The sequence below is a fragment of the Pseudomonas borbori genome, from assembly GCF_900115555.1.
GTDB classification, from domain to species: domain Bacteria; phylum Pseudomonadota; class Gammaproteobacteria; order Pseudomonadales; family Pseudomonadaceae; genus Aquipseudomonas; species Aquipseudomonas borbori.
This window is the reverse complement of sequence record NZ_FOWX01000033.1, coordinates 1-15,898: the sequence shown is the minus strand read 5'-3', so window position 1 is coordinate 15,898 and position 15,898 is coordinate 1. Positions and strand designations below refer to the sequence as shown.

Sequence of the window (15,898 nt, the reverse complement as noted above, 5' to 3'; positions counted from 1 at the left end):
TACGGATGGTAGATGGAGTTTGACCGGGTTCTCAGGCAGTTGCAGCATCGCCTTGACTAACGGCAAATCGGTGTTACAAACAATAAATACCCACTTGCGTCGGTATGAGGAATTCCGCGCCCTCGCCCAAGCCAGTTGATTCGCGCGCGGAATCAGAAGTGGATGATACTCCAGTGGTGGAGTTCTTTGCAGAGGGATATCAGCATGCTTAGCGGTAAGGTCAAATGGTTCAATAACGCCAAGGGCTATGGGTTCATTCTGGCCGACGGTCGGGACGAGGATCTATTCGCTCATTACTCGGCGATTCAGATGGACGGTTATAAAACCCTCAAGGCAGGCCAGGCGGTGAGTTTCGATATCATTCAAGGCCCCAAAGGGCTCCACGCCGTGAACATCAGCGCGCTGTCGGCCACCACCGAAGCACCTGTTGCTGTAAGTCAGCCCCACGGCAATGCGCTTGAAGTCTGAATGACTGGCTATCCATAACAAATACCCATAACAAAAAGACCGGTCACTTGACCGGTCTTTTTGTTACCGTCGATCAACTCACATATGAGCGATCATGGCATCGCCGAACTGCGAACAGGACAGCAACTGGGCGCCCTCCATCAGACGCTCGAAGTCGTAGGTCACGGTCTTGGCCGAGATGGCGCCATTGGTGCCTTTGATGATCAGGTCGGCCGCCTCGGTCCAGCCCATGTGACGCAGCATCATTTCGGCGGACAGGATCAGCGACCCCGGGTTCACCTGGTCCTTGCCAGCGTACTTCGGCGCGGTGCCGTGAGTTGCTTCGAACATGGCAACGGTATCGGACAGGTTGGCACCCGGAGCGATGCCAATACCACCTACTTCGGCCGCCAGGGCGTCGGACAGGTAGTCACCATTGAGGTTCAGGGTGGCAATTACGTCGTATTCGGCCGGACGCAGCAGGATCTGCTGCAGCATGGCGTCGGCGATGGCGTCCTTGACGATGACGTTCTTGCCGGTTTTCGGGTTCTTGAACTGCATCCAGGGGCCGCCATCGAGCAGGGTCGCGCCGAATTCTTCGGCGGCAATCTCGTAGGCCCACTCCTTGAAGGCACCTTCGGTGAACTTCATGATGTTGCCTTTGTGCACGATGGTCAGCGAGTCGCGGTCGTTGTCGACCACATACTGCAGGGCCTTGCGCGCCAGACGCTGAGTGCCTTCCTTGGAAACCGGCTTGACGCCGATACCGCAGTCCTGGTCGAAACGGATCTTGGTAACCCCCATTTCTTCCTTGAGGAACTTGATGACCTTGTTCGCTTCCGGCGAGCCGGCTTTCCACTCGATGCCGGCATAAATATCTTCGGAATTCTCCCGGAAGATGGTCATGTCGACGTCGCCAGGCTTCTTCACCGGGCTGGGCACGCCTTCGAACCAGCGCACCGGGCGCAGGCAGACATACAGATCCAGTTGCTGGCGCAGGGCTACGTTGAGGGAGCGGATGCCACCACCGACCGGCGTGGTCAGCGGCCCCTTGATGGAGACGACGTAATCCTTGACCGCATCCAGGGTTTCCTGAGGCAGCCAGGTGTCCTGGTCATACACCTGGGTGGCTTTCTCGCCAGCGTAAACTTCCATCCAGGAAATCTTGCGCTGGCCGCCGTAGGCTTTTTCGACGGCTGCATCGACGACCTTGATCATCACCGGGCTGATATCGACGCCGATGCCGTCACCCTCGATGTAAGGGATGACCGGGTTGTCCGGTACGTTAAGCGACATATCGGCATTGACGGTGATTTTGTCACCGGTTGCTGGCACCTGGATCTTTTGGTATCCCATGCTGGACTCCGCTTTGTGGTTAGAAATCATATCTCTCCCGAGCGTAACCCACTTGAATCGGGTGAGACTACCTGTTCCTTCGTCTACAGGAGGCTGGCGAATTTAACGCCGTTCCACTACGAAAAAACCGGGTTTGGTCATTTTTTCGTTAAATAGCCCAGCTATTCGCCTCGGGAAAGCAGCCAAATTGCCTCAAGCCGGACCGCCCCTCGCTACCAACGGTCAAGTCCGACAGACCCCTGTAGGCACAAGGGCATTCTTCAGTACCTTAGTGCAATGATATACTGCGCGCCGTGACTAACGAGTCATAGGGGTTTGCCTGTCTTGAACGAGGCAGTCGGCCCTTGAACCGGTCGAGTTGCTACCGCAATCCAACCGTTCAACTGCTCAACGCTCTACTGGTGCACCCCACATCACCGCGGCAAATCCTCGACTTTCGGCTCATTGACGACTTTGAGCGAACGCGCCTACCTGCGCATCTCGAGATTCTGTGCTCGCCTAGCAAAGAAGAGAGTTAATCCTAAATGTCCAACCGTTCGAAGATCGTCTACACCTTCACCGACGAAGCTCCAGCCCTCGCCACCTATTCGCTTCTGCCAATTGTAGAAGCTTTCGCCGCATCCGCTGACATAGCCGTCGAAACCAGCGACATCTCTCTTGCAGGGCGTATTCTTGCAAGCTTTGCCGAGCACCTGGACGCCGACAAGCGAGTCCAGGACGACCTCGCCAAACTGGCTGTTCTGGCCACCACGCCAGAAGCCAACATCATCAAGCTGCCCAATATCAGCGCCTCGGTACCGCAACTCAAGGGGGCCATCGCCGAGCTGCAGGCCCAGGGCTACAACATCCCCGACTTCCCTGAAGACCCGCAGACCGAGGCGGAAAAACAAGCCCGCGCGCGTTACAGCAAGATCCTCGGCAGCGCCGTGAACCCGGTCCTGCGTGAAGGCAACTCCGACCGTCGCGCACCCGCCGCAGTCAAAGCCTTCGCCCGCAAGCACCCGCATTCGATGGGCAAGTGGAGCATGGCCTCCCAGTCCCATGCCGACTACATGCGCGGCGGCGACTTCTTCTCCAGCGAGCAGTCGATCACCATGGACAAAGCCGGTGACGTGCGCATCGAGTTCGTCGACAAGAACGGCAAGGTCGAAGTGAAGAAACAGCTCGCCCTGCAGGAAGGCGAAGTCTTCGACAGCATGTTCATGAGCTGCAAGAAGCTGCGCGAGTTCCTGGAGACGACCCTGCAGGACTGTAAGGAAACCGGCGTGATGTGGTCGCTGCACGTCAAGGCGACCATGATGAAGGTGTCCCACCCGATCGTCTTCGGCCACGCGGTCAGCGTTTACTACAAGGAAGCCTTCGACAAGCACGCCGCACTGTTCGCTGAACTCGGCGTCAACCCGAACAACGGCATCAGCAGCGTCTACGACAAGATCAAATCCCTGCCCGCCTCGCAGCAGGAAGAGATCCTCCACGACATCCACGCCTGTTACAGCGGCCGCCCGGAAATGGCCATGGTCGACTCGGTCAAGGGCATCACCAACCTGCACATTCCGAGCGACGTGATCGTCGACGCCTCGATGCCGGCCATGATCCGCAGCTCCGGGCAGATGTGGGGCAAGGATGGCAAGCTCAAAGACACCAAGGCGGTGATGCCGGAAAGCACCTATGCGCGCATCTATCAGGAAATGATCAACTTCTGCAAAACCAACGGTGCATTCGACCCGACCACCATGGGCACTGTGCCGAACGTCGGCCTGATGGCGCAGAAGGCCGAAGAATACGGCTCCCACGACAAGACCTTCGAAATGACCGTCGACGGCACCATGCGCGTGGTGCTGGCCGACGGCAGCGTGCTGATGCAGCACGAAGTCGAGGCCGGCGACATCTGGCGCGCCTGCCAGACCAAGGACGCGGCCATTCGCGACTGGGTCAAGCTGGCAGTTACCCGCGCCCGTCAATCCAGCACCCCGGCGATCTTCTGGCTCGACCCGGAGCGCGCCCATGATCGGCAGCTGCAGAAGAAGGTTGAAACCTACCTGCAGGAATATGACCTGAGCGGCCTGGACATTCGCCTCATGGATTACAACCAAGCCATCCGCATCAGCATGGAGCGCCTGATTCGCGGTCAGGACACCATCTCGGTGACCGGCAACGTGCTGCGCGACTACCTGACCGACCTGTTCCCGATCATGGAGCTGGGCACTTCGGCCAAGATGCTCTCCATCGTGCCGCTGATGGCGGGCGGCGGCATGTACGAAACCGGTGCCGGTGGTTCGGCGCCGAAACACGTGCAGCAGCTGATCGAAGAGAACCATCTGCGCTGGGACTCGCTCGGCGAATTTCTGGCCCTGGCGGTGTCTCTGGAAGAGACCGGCATCAAGACCGACAACCCGCGCGCCAAGCTGCTGGGTAAAACCCTGGATGCCGCCACCGGCAAGCTGCTCGACAACAACAAGTCACCGTCGCGTAAAACCGGCGAGCTGGACAACCGTGGCAGCCACTTCTACCTGGCCATGTACTGGGCGCAGGAACTGGCCGCACAATCTGAAGACGCTGCTTTGCAGGCACACTTCAGTCAGCTGGCAAAAACCCTGACCGACAATGAGGCCACCATCATTGGCGAACTCAGTGCCGTGCAAGGCACGCCAGTGGACATCGCCGGCTACTACCGCTCCAGCCCGGAACTGACCAGCAAAGTCATGCGTCCGAGCCCAACCTTCAACGCCGCGATCGCCTCGCTGCTGTAAGGTGCAACAGCTGGCGCCTGAGCGCGCCGCATGACCAGAGACCCCGGCCGTGTGCCGGGGTTTCTGCTTGTGCAGGCCAGGCAGGCCGCCGACCAGCGACTGCTTATGATCGACCCATTCCTACAGGGCACACACATGGATTGGCATCCCCACATCACCGTTGCCACTGTCGTCGAAAGCCAGGGCCGCTTTCTCCTCGTCGAAGAGCTCAAGGGCGGGCGCCTGGTGCTCAATCAGCCCGCCGGCCATCTCGAGGCCAACGAAACCCTGCGTGAGGCAGCGCTGCGCGAGACACTGGAAGAAACCGGCTGGGATGTCGAACTCACCGGCCTCGTCGGCATTTACCTGTATACCGCGCCGAGCAATGGGGTGACCTATCAGCGCGTCTGCTTTGTCGCCAAAGCGCTGCACCATCATCCGCAACGCAGCCTGGACAGCGATATCGTCGGCACGGCATGGCTAACCCGCGATGAGCTGTCCAGCCAGCCAGAACGCTGGCGCAGCGAGCTGGTCCTGCGCTGCATCGACGACTACCTCGCCGGTCCGCTGCATGACCTGGAAGTTATTCGTGATTGAATACCGACTTAGCCTTGGCACCGCCAGCCTGTTAGAATTTCGTCTTTTGTGCAGACACCCCCATGCGTGATCCAGCCCTCCCCGGCCCAGAACAGCAACGCGTCATAGTCGGCATGTCCGGCGGCGTGGACTCCTCCGTCTCTGCCCTGCTGCTGCTCGAGCAGGGTTATCAGGTCGAAGGCCTGTTCATGAAGAACTGGGACGAAGACGACGGCACCGAATACTGCACCGCCATGGATGACCTGGCCGATGCCCAGGCCGTGTGCGACAAGATCGGCATCAAACTGCACACCGCCAACTTCGCCGCGGAGTACTGGGACAACGTATTCGAGCATTTCCTCGCCGAATACAAGGCCGGGCGCACGCCCAACCCGGACATCCTGTGCAACCGCGAAATCAAGTTCAAGGCCTTCCTCGACTACGCCCTGGCCCTCGGCGCCGATCTGATCGCCACCGGCCACTATGTGCGTCGGCGCGATCGCGGAGGCCGCACCGAACTGCTCAAGGGTCTGGACCCGAACAAGGACCAGAGCTACTTCCTGCATGCCGTGGGTGGCGAGCAGATCGCCAAGACCCTGTTCCCGGTGGGCGAGCTGGAAAAGCCGGCGGTGCGCGCCATCGCCGAAAAATATGAGCTGGCCACGGCGAAGAAGAAAGACTCGACCGGCATCTGCTTTATCGGCGAGCGGCGCTTCAGCGACTTCCTCAAGCAGTATCTGCCGGCCCAGCCCGGCGATATCGAAACCACCGAAGGCGAGGTCATCGGCCGTCATCACGGCCTGATGTACCACACCATCGGCCAGCGCCAGGGCCTGGGCATCGGCGGCCTGAAAGACGCCAGCGACGAGCCCTGGTACGTGCTGCAAAAAGACCTGCAGCGCAATGTGCTGGTGGTCGGCCAGGGCAACGATCACCCCTGGCTGTTTGCCAGCGCCCTGCTCGCCTCCGAGATTTACTGGGTCAACCCGATCGAACTCGACCAACCACGCCAGCTGACCGCCAAGGTGCGCTACCGCCAGGGCGATCAGGCCTGCATCCTGGAAAAAACCGCCGGCGGCTATCGCGCCAGTTTCGCCATGCCGCAACGCGCGGTCACGCCCGGCCAGTCAGTGGTGTTCTATGACGGCGAAGTCTGCCTCGGCGGCGGCGTGATCGAAACAGCAGAACCCTGGAGCAGCAAGGATAAGCATCCATGAGTCCAACGCAGGAACAACTGGTCGCCCTGGGTGCGGTATTCGAGGCCGCGGTGCTAGTCGACAAGCTGGCCAAGACCGGGCAGATTGGCGAGCCAGGACTGGCCTGCATGCTCGGCAGCCTGCTGGTGCGCGACCCGCAAAGCACCCTGGACGTGTACGGCGGCGACGACCTCAACCTGCGCGAGGGCTATCGCGCCCTGATCAGCGCCCTGGAGCGCGATCCGACCAGCCTGCAGCGCGAACCGCTGCGCTACGCCCTGGCCCTGCTCGGGCTGGAAAGGCAACTGGCCAAGCGCGATGACATGCTGCAGGTCATGGGCAGCCGCCTGGACCAGATCCAGAACCAGGTCGGCCATTTCGGCCTGGTGCACGACAACGTCATCGCGGCCTGCGGCAGTCTCTACGAGGACACCATCAGCACCTTCCGCCAGCGCATCCAGGTACAGGGCGACATGCGCCATCTGCAACAAGCGAGCAACGCCGCGAAGATTCGCGCCCTGTTGCTCGCCGGCATCCGCTCGGCACGGCTGTGGCGTCAGCTCGGCGGCCACCGCTGGCAGCTGGTGTTCAGCCGCGGCAAGCTGCTCAAGGAACTCTACCCGCTGTTGCGCGGCTAAGCATGAGCAGCCGCATGGTCAAACCCATGCAGGGTGCCGCGCTGCTGGCGCTATCGGCACTGCTGTTCTCGCTGATGGGCGTCGGCGTGCGCGAAGTCTCCACCAGCGTCAATAACGAGTCGGTGGTGTTCTTCCGCAACCTGGTCGGCGTGCTGTTCTTCCTGCCGCTGATCCTGCTCAAGGGCGTGGCCCCGCTCAAGACCACGCGCCTCAAGGCGCATCTGTGGCGTACCGGCTATGGCCTGGCGGCGATGTACTGCTTCTTCTATGCGCTGGCCCACCTGCCCCTGGCCGACGCCATGCTGTTCACCTACTCGGCGCCGCTGTTCACCCCACTGATCGCCTGGTGGTGGCTGAAGGAACCGCTGAACAAGCGCATCCTGCTGACGACCGGCATCGGCCTGCTCGGCGTGCTGCTGGTGGCCAAACCCTCGAGCGCCCTGCTCGGCGGCAATACCCTGATCGGCATGGCGGCCAGCGTCCTGGCGGCCTTTGCCTTTGTCTCCATCCGCGAGATGAGCGATACCGAGCCGGCTTATCGCATCGTGTTCTATTTCGCGCTATTCAGCGCGCTGGCCTCCGCAATCCCGCTGACCTGGGCCTGGCAACCCTTGAGCAATCATGAGCTGAGCCTGCTGCTGGTAATCGGCCTGCTTGCCACCACCAGCCAGATAATCATGTCCAAGGCCTACGGCATGGCGCCGCCCGGCCTGATCGGCCCCTTTGCCTACCTGGCCATCGTTTTTGCCGGCATGATCGCCTGGTTGCGCTGGGGCGAAACCCCGGATCCGACCTCGTTGATCGGTGCCGTTCTGATTTTTGCCTCCAGCCTGCTGTCGATTGCCCGACGCAGCCGCTGAACGGCTAGCGAGCAAACGCGGCCAGAGCGGCGATTTAATGTATGATATGCGCCCTTTTCGTCAGCCGATTGTCCGAGAACGCCCTCTTATGCAGCTTTCCTCGCTCACCGCGGTTTCCCCCGTTGATGGCCGCTATGCCGGCAGAACCGGCGCCCTGCGCCCGATTTTCAGCGAATACGGCCTGATCCGCTTTCGCGTCCTGGTCGAAGTGCGTTGGTTGCAACGCCTGGCCGCCCACGAAGGCATCGGCGAAGTCCCGGCCTTCTCGGCCGAAGCCCAGGCGCTACTCAACCAACTGGCGGACAATTTCGCCCTCGAGCACGCCGAGCGTGTGAAAGAGATCGAGCGCACCACCAACCACGACGTCAAGGCCGTGGAGTACCTGCTCAAGGAACAGGCCGCCAAGCTGCCGGAGCTGGACAAGGTCAGCGAGTTCATCCACTTCGCCTGCACCAGCGAGGACATCAACAACCTGTCCCACGCCCTGATGCTGCGTGAAGGTCGCGACACCGTGCTGTTGCCGCTGATGCGCCAGACTGCCGAAGCCATCCGCGAGCTGGCGGTGAAATTCGCCGACGTGCCGATGCTCTCGCGCACCCACGGCCAGCCGGCCTCGCCGACCACCCTGGGCAAGGAACTGGCCAACGTGGTCTACCGCCTCGAGCGGCAGATCGCCCAGGTCGCGGCCGTACCGCTGCTGGGCAAGATCAACGGTGCGGTAGGCAACTACAACGCCCACCTGTCGGCCTACCCGCAGATCGACTGGGAAGCCAACGCTCGCGCCTTCATCGAAGGCGACCTGGGCTTGCAGTTCAACCCCTACACCACGCAGATCGAGCCGCACGACTACATCGCCGAGCTGTTCGACGCCATCGCCCGCTTCAACACCATCCTGATCGACTTCGATCGCGATATCTGGGGCTATATCTCCCTGGGTTACTTCAAGCAGCGCACCATCGCCGGCGAAATCGGCTCCTCGACCATGCCGCACAAGGTCAACCCGATCGACTTCGAGAACTCCGAAGGCAACCTGGGGATCGCCAACGCGCTGTTCCAGCACCTGGCCAGCAAACTGCCGATCTCGCGCTGGCAGCGTGACCTGACTGACTCCACCGTGCTGCGCAACCTGGGGGTCGGCTTCGCCCATAGCGTTATTGCCTATGAGGCAAGTCTCAAGGGAATCAGCAAGTTGGAGCTCAATACTCAGAAAATCGCTGAAGACCTGGACGCCTGCTGGGAAGTGCTGGCCGAGCCGATCCAGACCGTCATGCGTCGCTACGCCATCGAGAACCCCTACGAGAAGCTGAAAGAACTGACTCGCGGCAAGGGTATCTCTGCCGCCGCGCTGCAGACTTTCATCGATGGTCTCGATATGCCGGCCGCCGCCAAAGCCGAACTGAAGCTGCTGACCCCAGCCAACTACATCGGCAATGCGGTCGTCCAGGCCAAGCGCATTTAACCGCTCGAGTCCTTTGCACGCCCGGCAGTGCCGGGCGTTTTTATTTTTGGGCTTTTATTTATTTCAAGGGCTTAGCGATGAATCCTGATACTCCGCTGCAGCTGTTGGGCGGCCTGACGGCCCGTGAGTTCCTGCGCGACTACTGGCAGAAGAAACCCCTGCTGGTGCGCCAGGCCATGCCCGGCTTCGAGAGCCCGATCTCGCCGGACGAGTTGGCCGGCCTGGCCCTGGAAGAGGAAATCGAGTCGCGCCTGGTCATCGAGCACGGCGAGCGGCCATGGGAGTTGCGCCGCGGCCCGTTCGCCGAAGACGCCTTCGCCCAGCTGCCAGAGCGCGACTGGACCCTGCTGGTGCAAGCCGTCGACCAGTTCGTCCCGGAGGTGGCCGAACTGCTTGAGGAGTTCAAGTTCCTGCCCAAGTGGCGCATCGACGACGTGATGATCAGCTTCGCCGCACCTGGCGGTGGCGTCGGTCCGCACTTCGACAACTACGATGTGTTCCTGCTGCAGGGCTACGGCAAGCGCCGCTGGCAGGTCGGCCAGCTGTGCAACTCCGACAGCCCGCTGTTGCCGCACGCGGATCTGAAGATCCTTGCCGAATTCGCTAAAACTGAAGAATGGGTCCTGGAACCCGGCGACATGCTCTATCTGCCGCCGCTCCTGGCCCACTGTGGTACCGCTGAGGATGATTGCATGACCTATTCCGTAGGCTTCCGCGCGCCAAGCGCCGCCGAAGTACTGACCCATTTCACCGACTTTCTCGGCCAGTTCCTGCCGGATGAGGACCGCTACAGCGACGCCGATGCGCAGCCGACCAGCGATCCGCACCAGATCCAGCGTGACGCCCTGGATCGTCTGAAAGCCCTGCTCAATGAACACATGAGCGACGAGCGCCTGCTGATGACCTGGTTCGGCCAGTTCATGACCGAACCGCGCTACCCGGAACTGATCGCCGGGATCGAAATCGACGAACCGGCCTTCCTCGGCAGCCTGCAAGCTGGCGCCGTGCTGATCCGCAACCCCAGCGCACGCCTGGCCTGGTCCGAAGTCGGCGAAGACCTGGTGCTGTTCGCCAGTGGCCAGAGCCGCCTGCTGTCTGCCAGCCAGCGCGAGCTGCTGAAGCTGATCTGCTCGGCCGACGCGCTGCATATCGACAACCTCGGTTCATGGCTGACCGATGATGAGGGGCGTAATCTGCTTCTGGAGCTGGCCAAGCAGGGCAGTCTGGAGTTTGCCGATGAATAGCATCCACGTGCGCCTGGCCGATTGGCAAAAGGACAACGCCGACCTGCGGCGCATTCGCGAGACGGTGTTCATTGCCGAGCAAGCGGTGCCGCCGGAACTGGAGTGGGATGCCGAGGATGCCGAGGCCTTGCATTTTCTCGTCTACGAGGGCGATTACCCGATTGGTACCGCGCGCCTGCTGCCGGACGGGCATATCGGCCGGGTTTCGGTGCTCAAGGACTGGCGTGGCCTGAAAGTCGGCGATGCACTGCTGCGCGCGGTGATCGCGGAAGCGGAAAAACGTGGCCTGCAGCAACAAATGCTCAGCGCCCAGGTGCAGGCCACGCCTTTCTATGAAAGGCTTGGCTTTGCCATCGTCAGCGGCGAATACCTCGACGCCGGCATTCCCCATGTGGACATGGTGCGCCACAGTCAATAGCCGCGAGCAATAACTGCGAGGTCAGGATGAACCCAGACGCCCCGTCAGACGTAACCGAGAGCCACGAGCCAGCAGCGCTTCCCGCCATCGAGTTTCAGTCGCCGGGGCGTTTTGCCGTGCGCAACCCCGAACCGGCCCCGGGCGAGAGCCCACAGGCAGAACCGGCGCCGTTCATCCTCGGCGAGCACCTGGCGCTGGAGCGCTTCGATCAGCCGGAGATGGCCCGCGCCCATGCCCTGGCCATGCTCCAGCAAGCCCAGCGCAGCCTGTGCATCTACAGTGCCGACCTCGACCCCTGGCTGTACCACCACAGCAGCATCCAGGAGGCCTGCACCCGTTTCCTCCTGGCCAGCCCGAAGAACCGCCTGCGCATCCTGGTCAAAGACATCAGCCGCGCGGTGAAACGGGGCCACCGCTTGCTTGGCTTGTCGCGCCGATTGTCGAGCAACCTGCATATTCGCCTACTGCACCCGGACCACCCCAGCGAAGAGGTGGCCTTTTTACTGGCCGATGACCGCGGCTTGCTGTTGCGCCCCGAACCCGAACAATTCGCCGGCTATGCGCTGTACCAGGATCCTGCCCGTGTGCGCTTGCGCCAGGCGCAATTCGATCAGGCCTGGCAGACCAGCATCACCGCCCCCGACCTAAGGAGCTTCCTGCTATGAGTGCGCGTACCCTGCTCGCGGGCCTACTGCTCAGCATCGCCCTGCCCCTCAGTGCGGCCACCGAAGTCATCGCGCTGAATTACCGCACGGCCGACGATGTGCTGCCGCTGGTGCAGTCGCTGCTGGGCAACGACGGCCGCGCCAACGCCTACGGCAACCAGTTGATCGTCAACGCCGCGCCGGCCAAGATCGCGGAAATACGCCAGTTGCTCGAGCAACTGGACACCCGCCCACGGCGCTTGCTGATCAGTGTCGACAGTTCGGACTCCAGCTACCAGAGCGAGCGTGGCTATCGCGCCGACGGCACCATAAGCACCGGCGATGCCCAGGTGCAGATTGGCCGGGGTGAAATCAACGGTCGCGACCAGGTGCGCATCATCAACCGCACTACCGACAGCCGTAGCGGCGGCACCCAGCAGGTACAAGCCACCGAGGGCTACCCGGCGCTGATCCAGGTCGGCCAGAGCGTGCCCCTCAGTTCGACTCACCGCGACTCCTACGGCCAGGCCTACAACAGCACCGAATACCGCGACGTCACCCGCGGTTTCTACGTGACTGCCAGCCTCACCGGCGAAATCGTGCATATCAATATCAGCAGCAATCGCGACCGCCTGAGTTCATCACAACCCGGGGTAATCGACATCCAGAGCACCGATACCCGGGTCAGCGGTCGGCTTGGGGAATGGATCAGCATCGGCAGCGTTAACCAGCAGAGCCAGGCCGAGCAAGGTGACGTCCTGCGCCAGCGCTCGACCCAGGGACGTGAGGACATGAGCCTGCGGGTCAAGGTCGAGATCGTCGATTAAAACTGACTCGCCGGTCGTCGTAATACTTATGTAGTAGTCGTGAAAAAGCACTACAAAACGTTTGACGAACACTTTTAGCAGAGGCATGATGGCCTCGCTCCCGCTAATCAGGGGCCCTGGAAAGGGTCTCCGGGTCGTGCTTAGGCTTACCGCCAGAGCCGATTCGTGTTGTAAAGCCCACAAGGCCGTTCGACGAGATTGCGACTGGAACGAAGTTGTCCTGAGGGACGGGGAAGCGCTTCAACGTAGCAGCCAGCAGACAGTTACAGCCTACTGAGTCGTCCAACGGCATCTTTGATCCGGTAAACGCCAAATGACTCGATCATTTGCAGCAGCTGTAGTCAAACGCACTGTTCGTTTCGTCCCCCCTCCTCGCGGCTGCAACCGCGTCCTGGTCACTCTCTCTCGTACTGCTGTGAGCCCCCGCAACCATGACCCTCACAGGTTTTGAGTGGGAAAGTCGGTGCTCAACCAAACACATACATTGAAGGATTGACCATGTCCGCTTATCAAAACGACATCAAGGCAGTAGCCGCTCTGAAAGAGACCAACGGCAACAGCTGGAGCGCTATCAACCCGGAATCCGTGGCCCGCATGCGTGCCCAGAACCGCTTCAAGACCGGTCTGGAAATCGCCCAGTACACCGCCGATATCATGCGCAAGGACATGGCCGAGTACGATGCCGACTCTTCCGTCTACACCCAGTCCCTGGGCTGCTGGCATGGGTTCATCGGTCAGCAGAAGATGATCTCCATCAAGAAGCACCTGAAGACCACCGACAAGCGCTACCTCTACCTGTCCGGCTGGATGGTCGCAGCCCTGCGTTCCGAGTTCGGCCCGCTGCCGGACCAGTCGATGCACGAGAAGACGGCCGTCTCCGACCTGATCGAAGAGCTGTACACCTTCCTGCGCCAGGCCGACAGCCGTGAACTGGACCTGCTGTTCACCGCTTTGGATGCCGCCCGCGCCGCCGGCGACAACGCCAAGGCCGCTGAGATCCAGAGCCAGATCGACAACCACGAAACCCACATCGTGCCGATCATCGCCGACATCGACGCCGGTTTCGGTAACCCGGAAGCCACCTACCTGCTGGCCAAGCGCATGATCGAAGCAGGCGCTTGCTGCATCCAGATCGAAAACCAGGTTTCCGACGAGAAGCAGTGCGGCCACCAGGACGGTAAAGTGACCGTTCCGCATGCCGACTTCCTCGCCAAGATCGCTGCCGTTCGTTACGCCTTCCTCGAGCTGGGCATCGACAACGGTGTGATCGTTGCTCGTACCGACTCCCTGGGCGCCGGCCTGACCAAGCAGATCGCCGTGACCAACGAGCCGGGCGACCTGGGCGACCTGTACAACTCCTTCCTCGACTGCGATGAGGTCTCCACTGCCGACCTGAAGAACGGCGACGTGGTACTCAACCGCGAAGGCAAACTGCTGCGTCCCAAGCGTCTGCCGAGCAACCTGTTCCAGTTCCGCAAAGGCACCGGCGAAGCGCGCTGCGTCCTGGACTGCATCACCTCGCTGCGCAACGGTGCCGACCTGCTGTGGATCGAAACCGAGAAGCCGCACGTCGGTCAGATCGCGGCCATGGTTGACGAAATCCGCAAGGAAATCCCGAACGCCAAGCTGGTGTACAACAACAGCCCGTCGTTCAACTGGACCCTGAACTTCCGCCAGCAGGTGTTCGACGCCATGGTTGCCGAAGGCAAGGACGTTTCCGCCTACGACCGCGCCCAGCTGATGAGCGTGGAGTACGACGAAACCGAACTGGCGCTGCGTGCCGATGAAATGATCCGCACCTTCCAGCGTGACGGTTCGGCTCAAGCCGGCATCTTCCACCACCTGATCACCCTGCCGACCTACCACACCGCCGCGCTGTCCACCGACAACCTGGCCAAAGGGTACTTCGCAGAAGAAGGCATGCTGGCCTACGTCAAAGGTGTTCAGCGTCAGGAACTGCGTCAGGGCATCGCCTGCGTCAAGCACCAGAACATGGCTGGCTCCGACATCGGCGACAACCATAAAGAGTACTTCGCTGGCGAAGCGGCTCTGAAGGCAAGCGGTAAAGACAACACCATGAACCAGTTCGGCTAAGCGCCACTGTTTCACTCGGCCAGGACCTCGCGTCCCCCGAGCCCGCGACAAGAAAGCCCCGGCAGCGATGCCGGGGCTTTTTCATTGGCTATGTTCTCGTTACCTATTGAGCCAGACCGTTCTTATCAAACAACCCGCATATGGATGTCATGGGTTATGACGCTTTTTGTGGGAGGGGCTTTAGCCGCGAACTCGTCGATGCACAGCACAGCTTCACGGCTAAAGCGGAACGCCGCCCGGCCGCTCGCCACAAGCCAACAGACACGTTTGCCTCCAGTTCGCTGCGCGACAGCGCTCTGTCGAAGACGGGCAGCCCGCTTACGAAGACTCCTGCACAAGGCAGCTCCCGAACGGCATTGCCCGCCATGGTCTATGACGGCCGGGTGGCGCTATGCTGAAAGCGTCGTCACAGGCTGCAGGAGAGTGATCATGCACGGTTATCAGGTGACCTTCTTTACCCAACAGAATCGCCGCTATCAGGGCAAAATGCTCGCGGACTGGCTGGTCGCCCTGGCCAAGGAAATGCACTTGCGCGGCGCCACTCTAGTGTCCGGGATCGAGGGCTTCGGCCATACGGGCAAACTCCACTCCTACCATTTCTTCGAGCTTGCCGATCAGCCGATGGAGGTCTCCCTGGTGCTCAGCGAAGAGGAATGCACTCGGTTGTTCGAGCGCTTGCAACAGGAAGATTTCGCCTTGTTCTACGTGAAGACGCCGGTCGAATTCGGCACCCTCGGCAAGCAGGCCGGGGCCGATACAGCCTGCTGAAACCTTCCAGGCAGGCCAACCCGAGGTGCGGGCCCGGACACCAACTTGGCAGCCGGCCAAGGTCATGGATCGAGTTTTTTTCCGCACAAAGCCACTGACTCGCCAAACCCCGCCTAGTATTGAGTAAACCGCTGTGACGCAGTCACGGGGAGTGATGCGTCAGCAACACCCATCCTTGTCGAGGAGTACGGCATGCCTGATGTGGTAGCGAGCCTGGCCCATAACTGGGGGTTTGCAATTTTTCTGTTGGGCGTAGCCGGGTTGTGCGCCTTCATGCTCGGGGTCTCCAGCCTGCTCGGCAGCAAAGCCTGGGGGCGCAGCAAGAACGAGCCGTTCGAGTCCGGCATCGTCTCTACCGGCGGCGCGCGCCTGCGCTTTTCCGCCAAGTTCTACCTGGTCGCGATGCTGTTCGTGATCTTCGACATCGAAGCCCTGTTTCTCTTTGCCTGGGCCATTTCGCTGCGCGAAAGCGGCTGGCCCGGTTTTATCGAAGCCCTGGTGTGGGGATTCCATGCGCACTTGGACACCCAGTCCACGAACACTTGGACAGCGATTCCACGCTGACTTGGACACTCATTCCACGGCCCCTTGGACACTGATTCCACGAGCACTTGGACAGTGATCTCTCACTGATCCGACCCC

At 61.1% G+C, this 15,898-nt stretch carries 14 protein-coding genes and 1 pseudogene; 14 read left to right on the top strand and 1 reads right to left on the bottom strand.

Going from position 1 to position 15,898, the window contains the following annotated elements:
* The first annotated feature begins 204 nt into the window (after positions 1–204).
* Positions 205–468: a cold shock domain-containing protein CspD gene (gene cspD, locus BM315_RS19785; protein WP_090504708.1), complete on the top strand. Its 264-nt coding sequence runs from the start codon at positions 205–207 to the stop codon at positions 466–468.
* 78 nt (positions 469–546) lie between these two features.
* On the opposite strand, the gene icd is transcribed toward cspD, so the two are convergent.
* Positions 547–1,803, bottom strand: a complete 1,257-nt coding sequence (gene icd, locus BM315_RS19780; RefSeq protein ID WP_090504596.1) for an NADP-dependent isocitrate dehydrogenase — start codon at positions 1,801–1,803, stop codon at positions 547–549.
* A gap of 524 nt (positions 1,804–2,327) precedes the next feature.
* On the opposite strand from icd, the gene BM315_RS19775 reads away from it, so the two are divergent.
* The 13 genes and pseudogenes from BM315_RS19775 to ndhC form a co-directional block, all read left to right on the top strand.
* A complete protein-coding gene (locus BM315_RS19775; RefSeq protein WP_090504593.1) occupies positions 2,328–4,553 on the top strand; it encodes an NADP-dependent isocitrate dehydrogenase in 2,226 nt (741 codons plus the stop codon).
* A 135-nt stretch (positions 4,554–4,688) separates the two neighbouring features.
* A complete protein-coding gene (locus BM315_RS19770; RefSeq protein ID WP_090504705.1) occupies positions 4,689–5,129 on the top strand; it encodes an NUDIX hydrolase in 441 nt (146 codons plus the stop codon).
* A gap of 62 nt (positions 5,130–5,191) precedes the next feature.
* Positions 5,192–6,325, top strand: coding sequence for a tRNA 2-thiouridine(34) synthase MnmA (gene mnmA / locus BM315_RS19765; RefSeq protein WP_090504590.1), 1,134 nt, complete (start codon positions 5,192–5,194; stop codon positions 6,323–6,325).
* Entirely contained in the window at positions 6,322–6,942 is a 621-nt protein-coding gene (gene hflD, locus BM315_RS19760) for a high frequency lysogenization protein HflD (RefSeq protein ID WP_090504587.1), read from the top strand. The genes mnmA and hflD overlap by 4 nt, the downstream gene beginning before the upstream one ends.
* A 14-nt stretch (positions 6,943–6,956) precedes the next feature.
* Positions 6,957–7,802, top strand: a complete 846-nt coding sequence (locus tag BM315_RS19755) for a DMT family transporter (protein ID WP_244527332.1) — start codon at positions 6,957–6,959, stop codon at positions 7,800–7,802.
* Between the two features lie 88 nt (positions 7,803–7,890).
* Positions 7,891–9,261, top strand: coding sequence for an adenylosuccinate lyase (gene purB / locus BM315_RS19750; RefSeq protein ID WP_090504580.1), 1,371 nt, complete (start codon positions 7,891–7,893; stop codon positions 9,259–9,261).
* A 77-nt stretch (positions 9,262–9,338) separates the two neighbouring features.
* Positions 9,339–10,505, top strand: coding sequence for a ribosomal protein uL16 3-hydroxylase (locus tag BM315_RS19745; protein ID WP_090504578.1), 1,167 nt, complete (start codon positions 9,339–9,341; stop codon positions 10,503–10,505).
* Positions 10,498–10,923, top strand: a complete 426-nt coding sequence (locus tag BM315_RS19740) for a GNAT family N-acetyltransferase (RefSeq protein ID WP_090504575.1) — start codon at positions 10,498–10,500, stop codon at positions 10,921–10,923. Before BM315_RS19745 ends, BM315_RS19740 begins: the two co-directional genes overlap by 8 nt.
* Positions 10,924–10,949: 26 nt before the next feature.
* Entirely contained in the window at positions 10,950–11,588 is a 639-nt protein-coding gene (locus tag BM315_RS19735) for a DUF7931 domain-containing protein (protein WP_090504572.1), read from the top strand.
* Positions 11,585–12,394, top strand: coding sequence for a secretin N-terminal domain-containing protein (locus BM315_RS19730; RefSeq protein WP_090504569.1), 810 nt, complete (start codon positions 11,585–11,587; stop codon positions 12,392–12,394). Before BM315_RS19735 ends, BM315_RS19730 begins: the two co-directional genes overlap by 4 nt.
* A 498-nt stretch (positions 12,395–12,892) precedes the next feature.
* Positions 12,893–14,488 carry an isocitrate lyase gene (locus tag BM315_RS19725; RefSeq protein ID WP_090504566.1) on the top strand — a complete coding sequence of 532 codons (1,596 nt, stop codon included), beginning with the start codon at positions 12,893–12,895 and terminating at the stop codon, positions 14,486–14,488.
* 429 nt (positions 14,489–14,917) lie between these two features.
* The gene (locus tag BM315_RS19720) at positions 14,918–15,256 is read left to right on the top strand and encodes a DUF190 domain-containing protein (protein WP_090504564.1); all 339 of its coding nucleotides are present in this window, start codon (positions 14,918–14,920) and stop codon (positions 15,254–15,256) included.
* Between the two features lie 192 nt (positions 15,257–15,448).
* Positions 15,449–15,760: pseudogene (gene ndhC, locus BM315_RS19715) on the top strand (NADH-quinone oxidoreductase subunit A); the annotation flags it as partial.
* Between the last annotated feature and the right edge of the window lie 138 nt (positions 15,761–15,898).

What these genes read in the sequence shown, in the direction of transcription:
- cspD (WP_090504708.1), top strand. Translation starts at nt 205, where the DNA reads ATGCTTAGCGGTAAGGTCAAATGGTTCAATAACGCCAAGGGCTATGGG.
- icd (WP_090504596.1), bottom strand. Translation starts at nt 1,803, where the DNA reads ATGGGATACCAAAAGATCCAGGTGCCAGCAACCGGTGACAAAATCACC.
- BM315_RS19775 (WP_090504593.1), top strand. Translation starts at nt 2,328, where the DNA reads ATGTCCAACCGTTCGAAGATCGTCTACACCTTCACCGACGAAGCTCCA.
- BM315_RS19770 (WP_090504705.1), top strand. Translation starts at nt 4,689, where the DNA reads ATGGATTGGCATCCCCACATCACCGTTGCCACTGTCGTCGAAAGCCAG.
- mnmA (WP_090504590.1), top strand. Translation starts at nt 5,192, where the DNA reads ATGCGTGATCCAGCCCTCCCCGGCCCAGAACAGCAACGCGTCATAGTC.
- hflD (WP_090504587.1), top strand. Translation starts at nt 6,322, where the DNA reads ATGAGTCCAACGCAGGAACAACTGGTCGCCCTGGGTGCGGTATTCGAG.
- BM315_RS19755 (WP_244527332.1), top strand. Translation starts at nt 6,957, where the DNA reads ATGGTCAAACCCATGCAGGGTGCCGCGCTGCTGGCGCTATCGGCACTG.
- purB (WP_090504580.1), top strand. Translation starts at nt 7,891, where the DNA reads ATGCAGCTTTCCTCGCTCACCGCGGTTTCCCCCGTTGATGGCCGCTAT.
- BM315_RS19745 (WP_090504578.1), top strand. Translation starts at nt 9,339, where the DNA reads ATGAATCCTGATACTCCGCTGCAGCTGTTGGGCGGCCTGACGGCCCGT.
- BM315_RS19740 (WP_090504575.1), top strand. Translation starts at nt 10,498, where the DNA reads ATGAATAGCATCCACGTGCGCCTGGCCGATTGGCAAAAGGACAACGCC.
- BM315_RS19735 (WP_090504572.1), top strand. Translation starts at nt 10,950, where the DNA reads ATGAACCCAGACGCCCCGTCAGACGTAACCGAGAGCCACGAGCCAGCA.
- BM315_RS19730 (WP_090504569.1), top strand. Translation starts at nt 11,585, where the DNA reads ATGAGTGCGCGTACCCTGCTCGCGGGCCTACTGCTCAGCATCGCCCTG.
- BM315_RS19725 (WP_090504566.1), top strand. Translation starts at nt 12,893, where the DNA reads ATGTCCGCTTATCAAAACGACATCAAGGCAGTAGCCGCTCTGAAAGAG.
- BM315_RS19720 (WP_090504564.1), top strand. Translation starts at nt 14,918, where the DNA reads ATGCACGGTTATCAGGTGACCTTCTTTACCCAACAGAATCGCCGCTAT.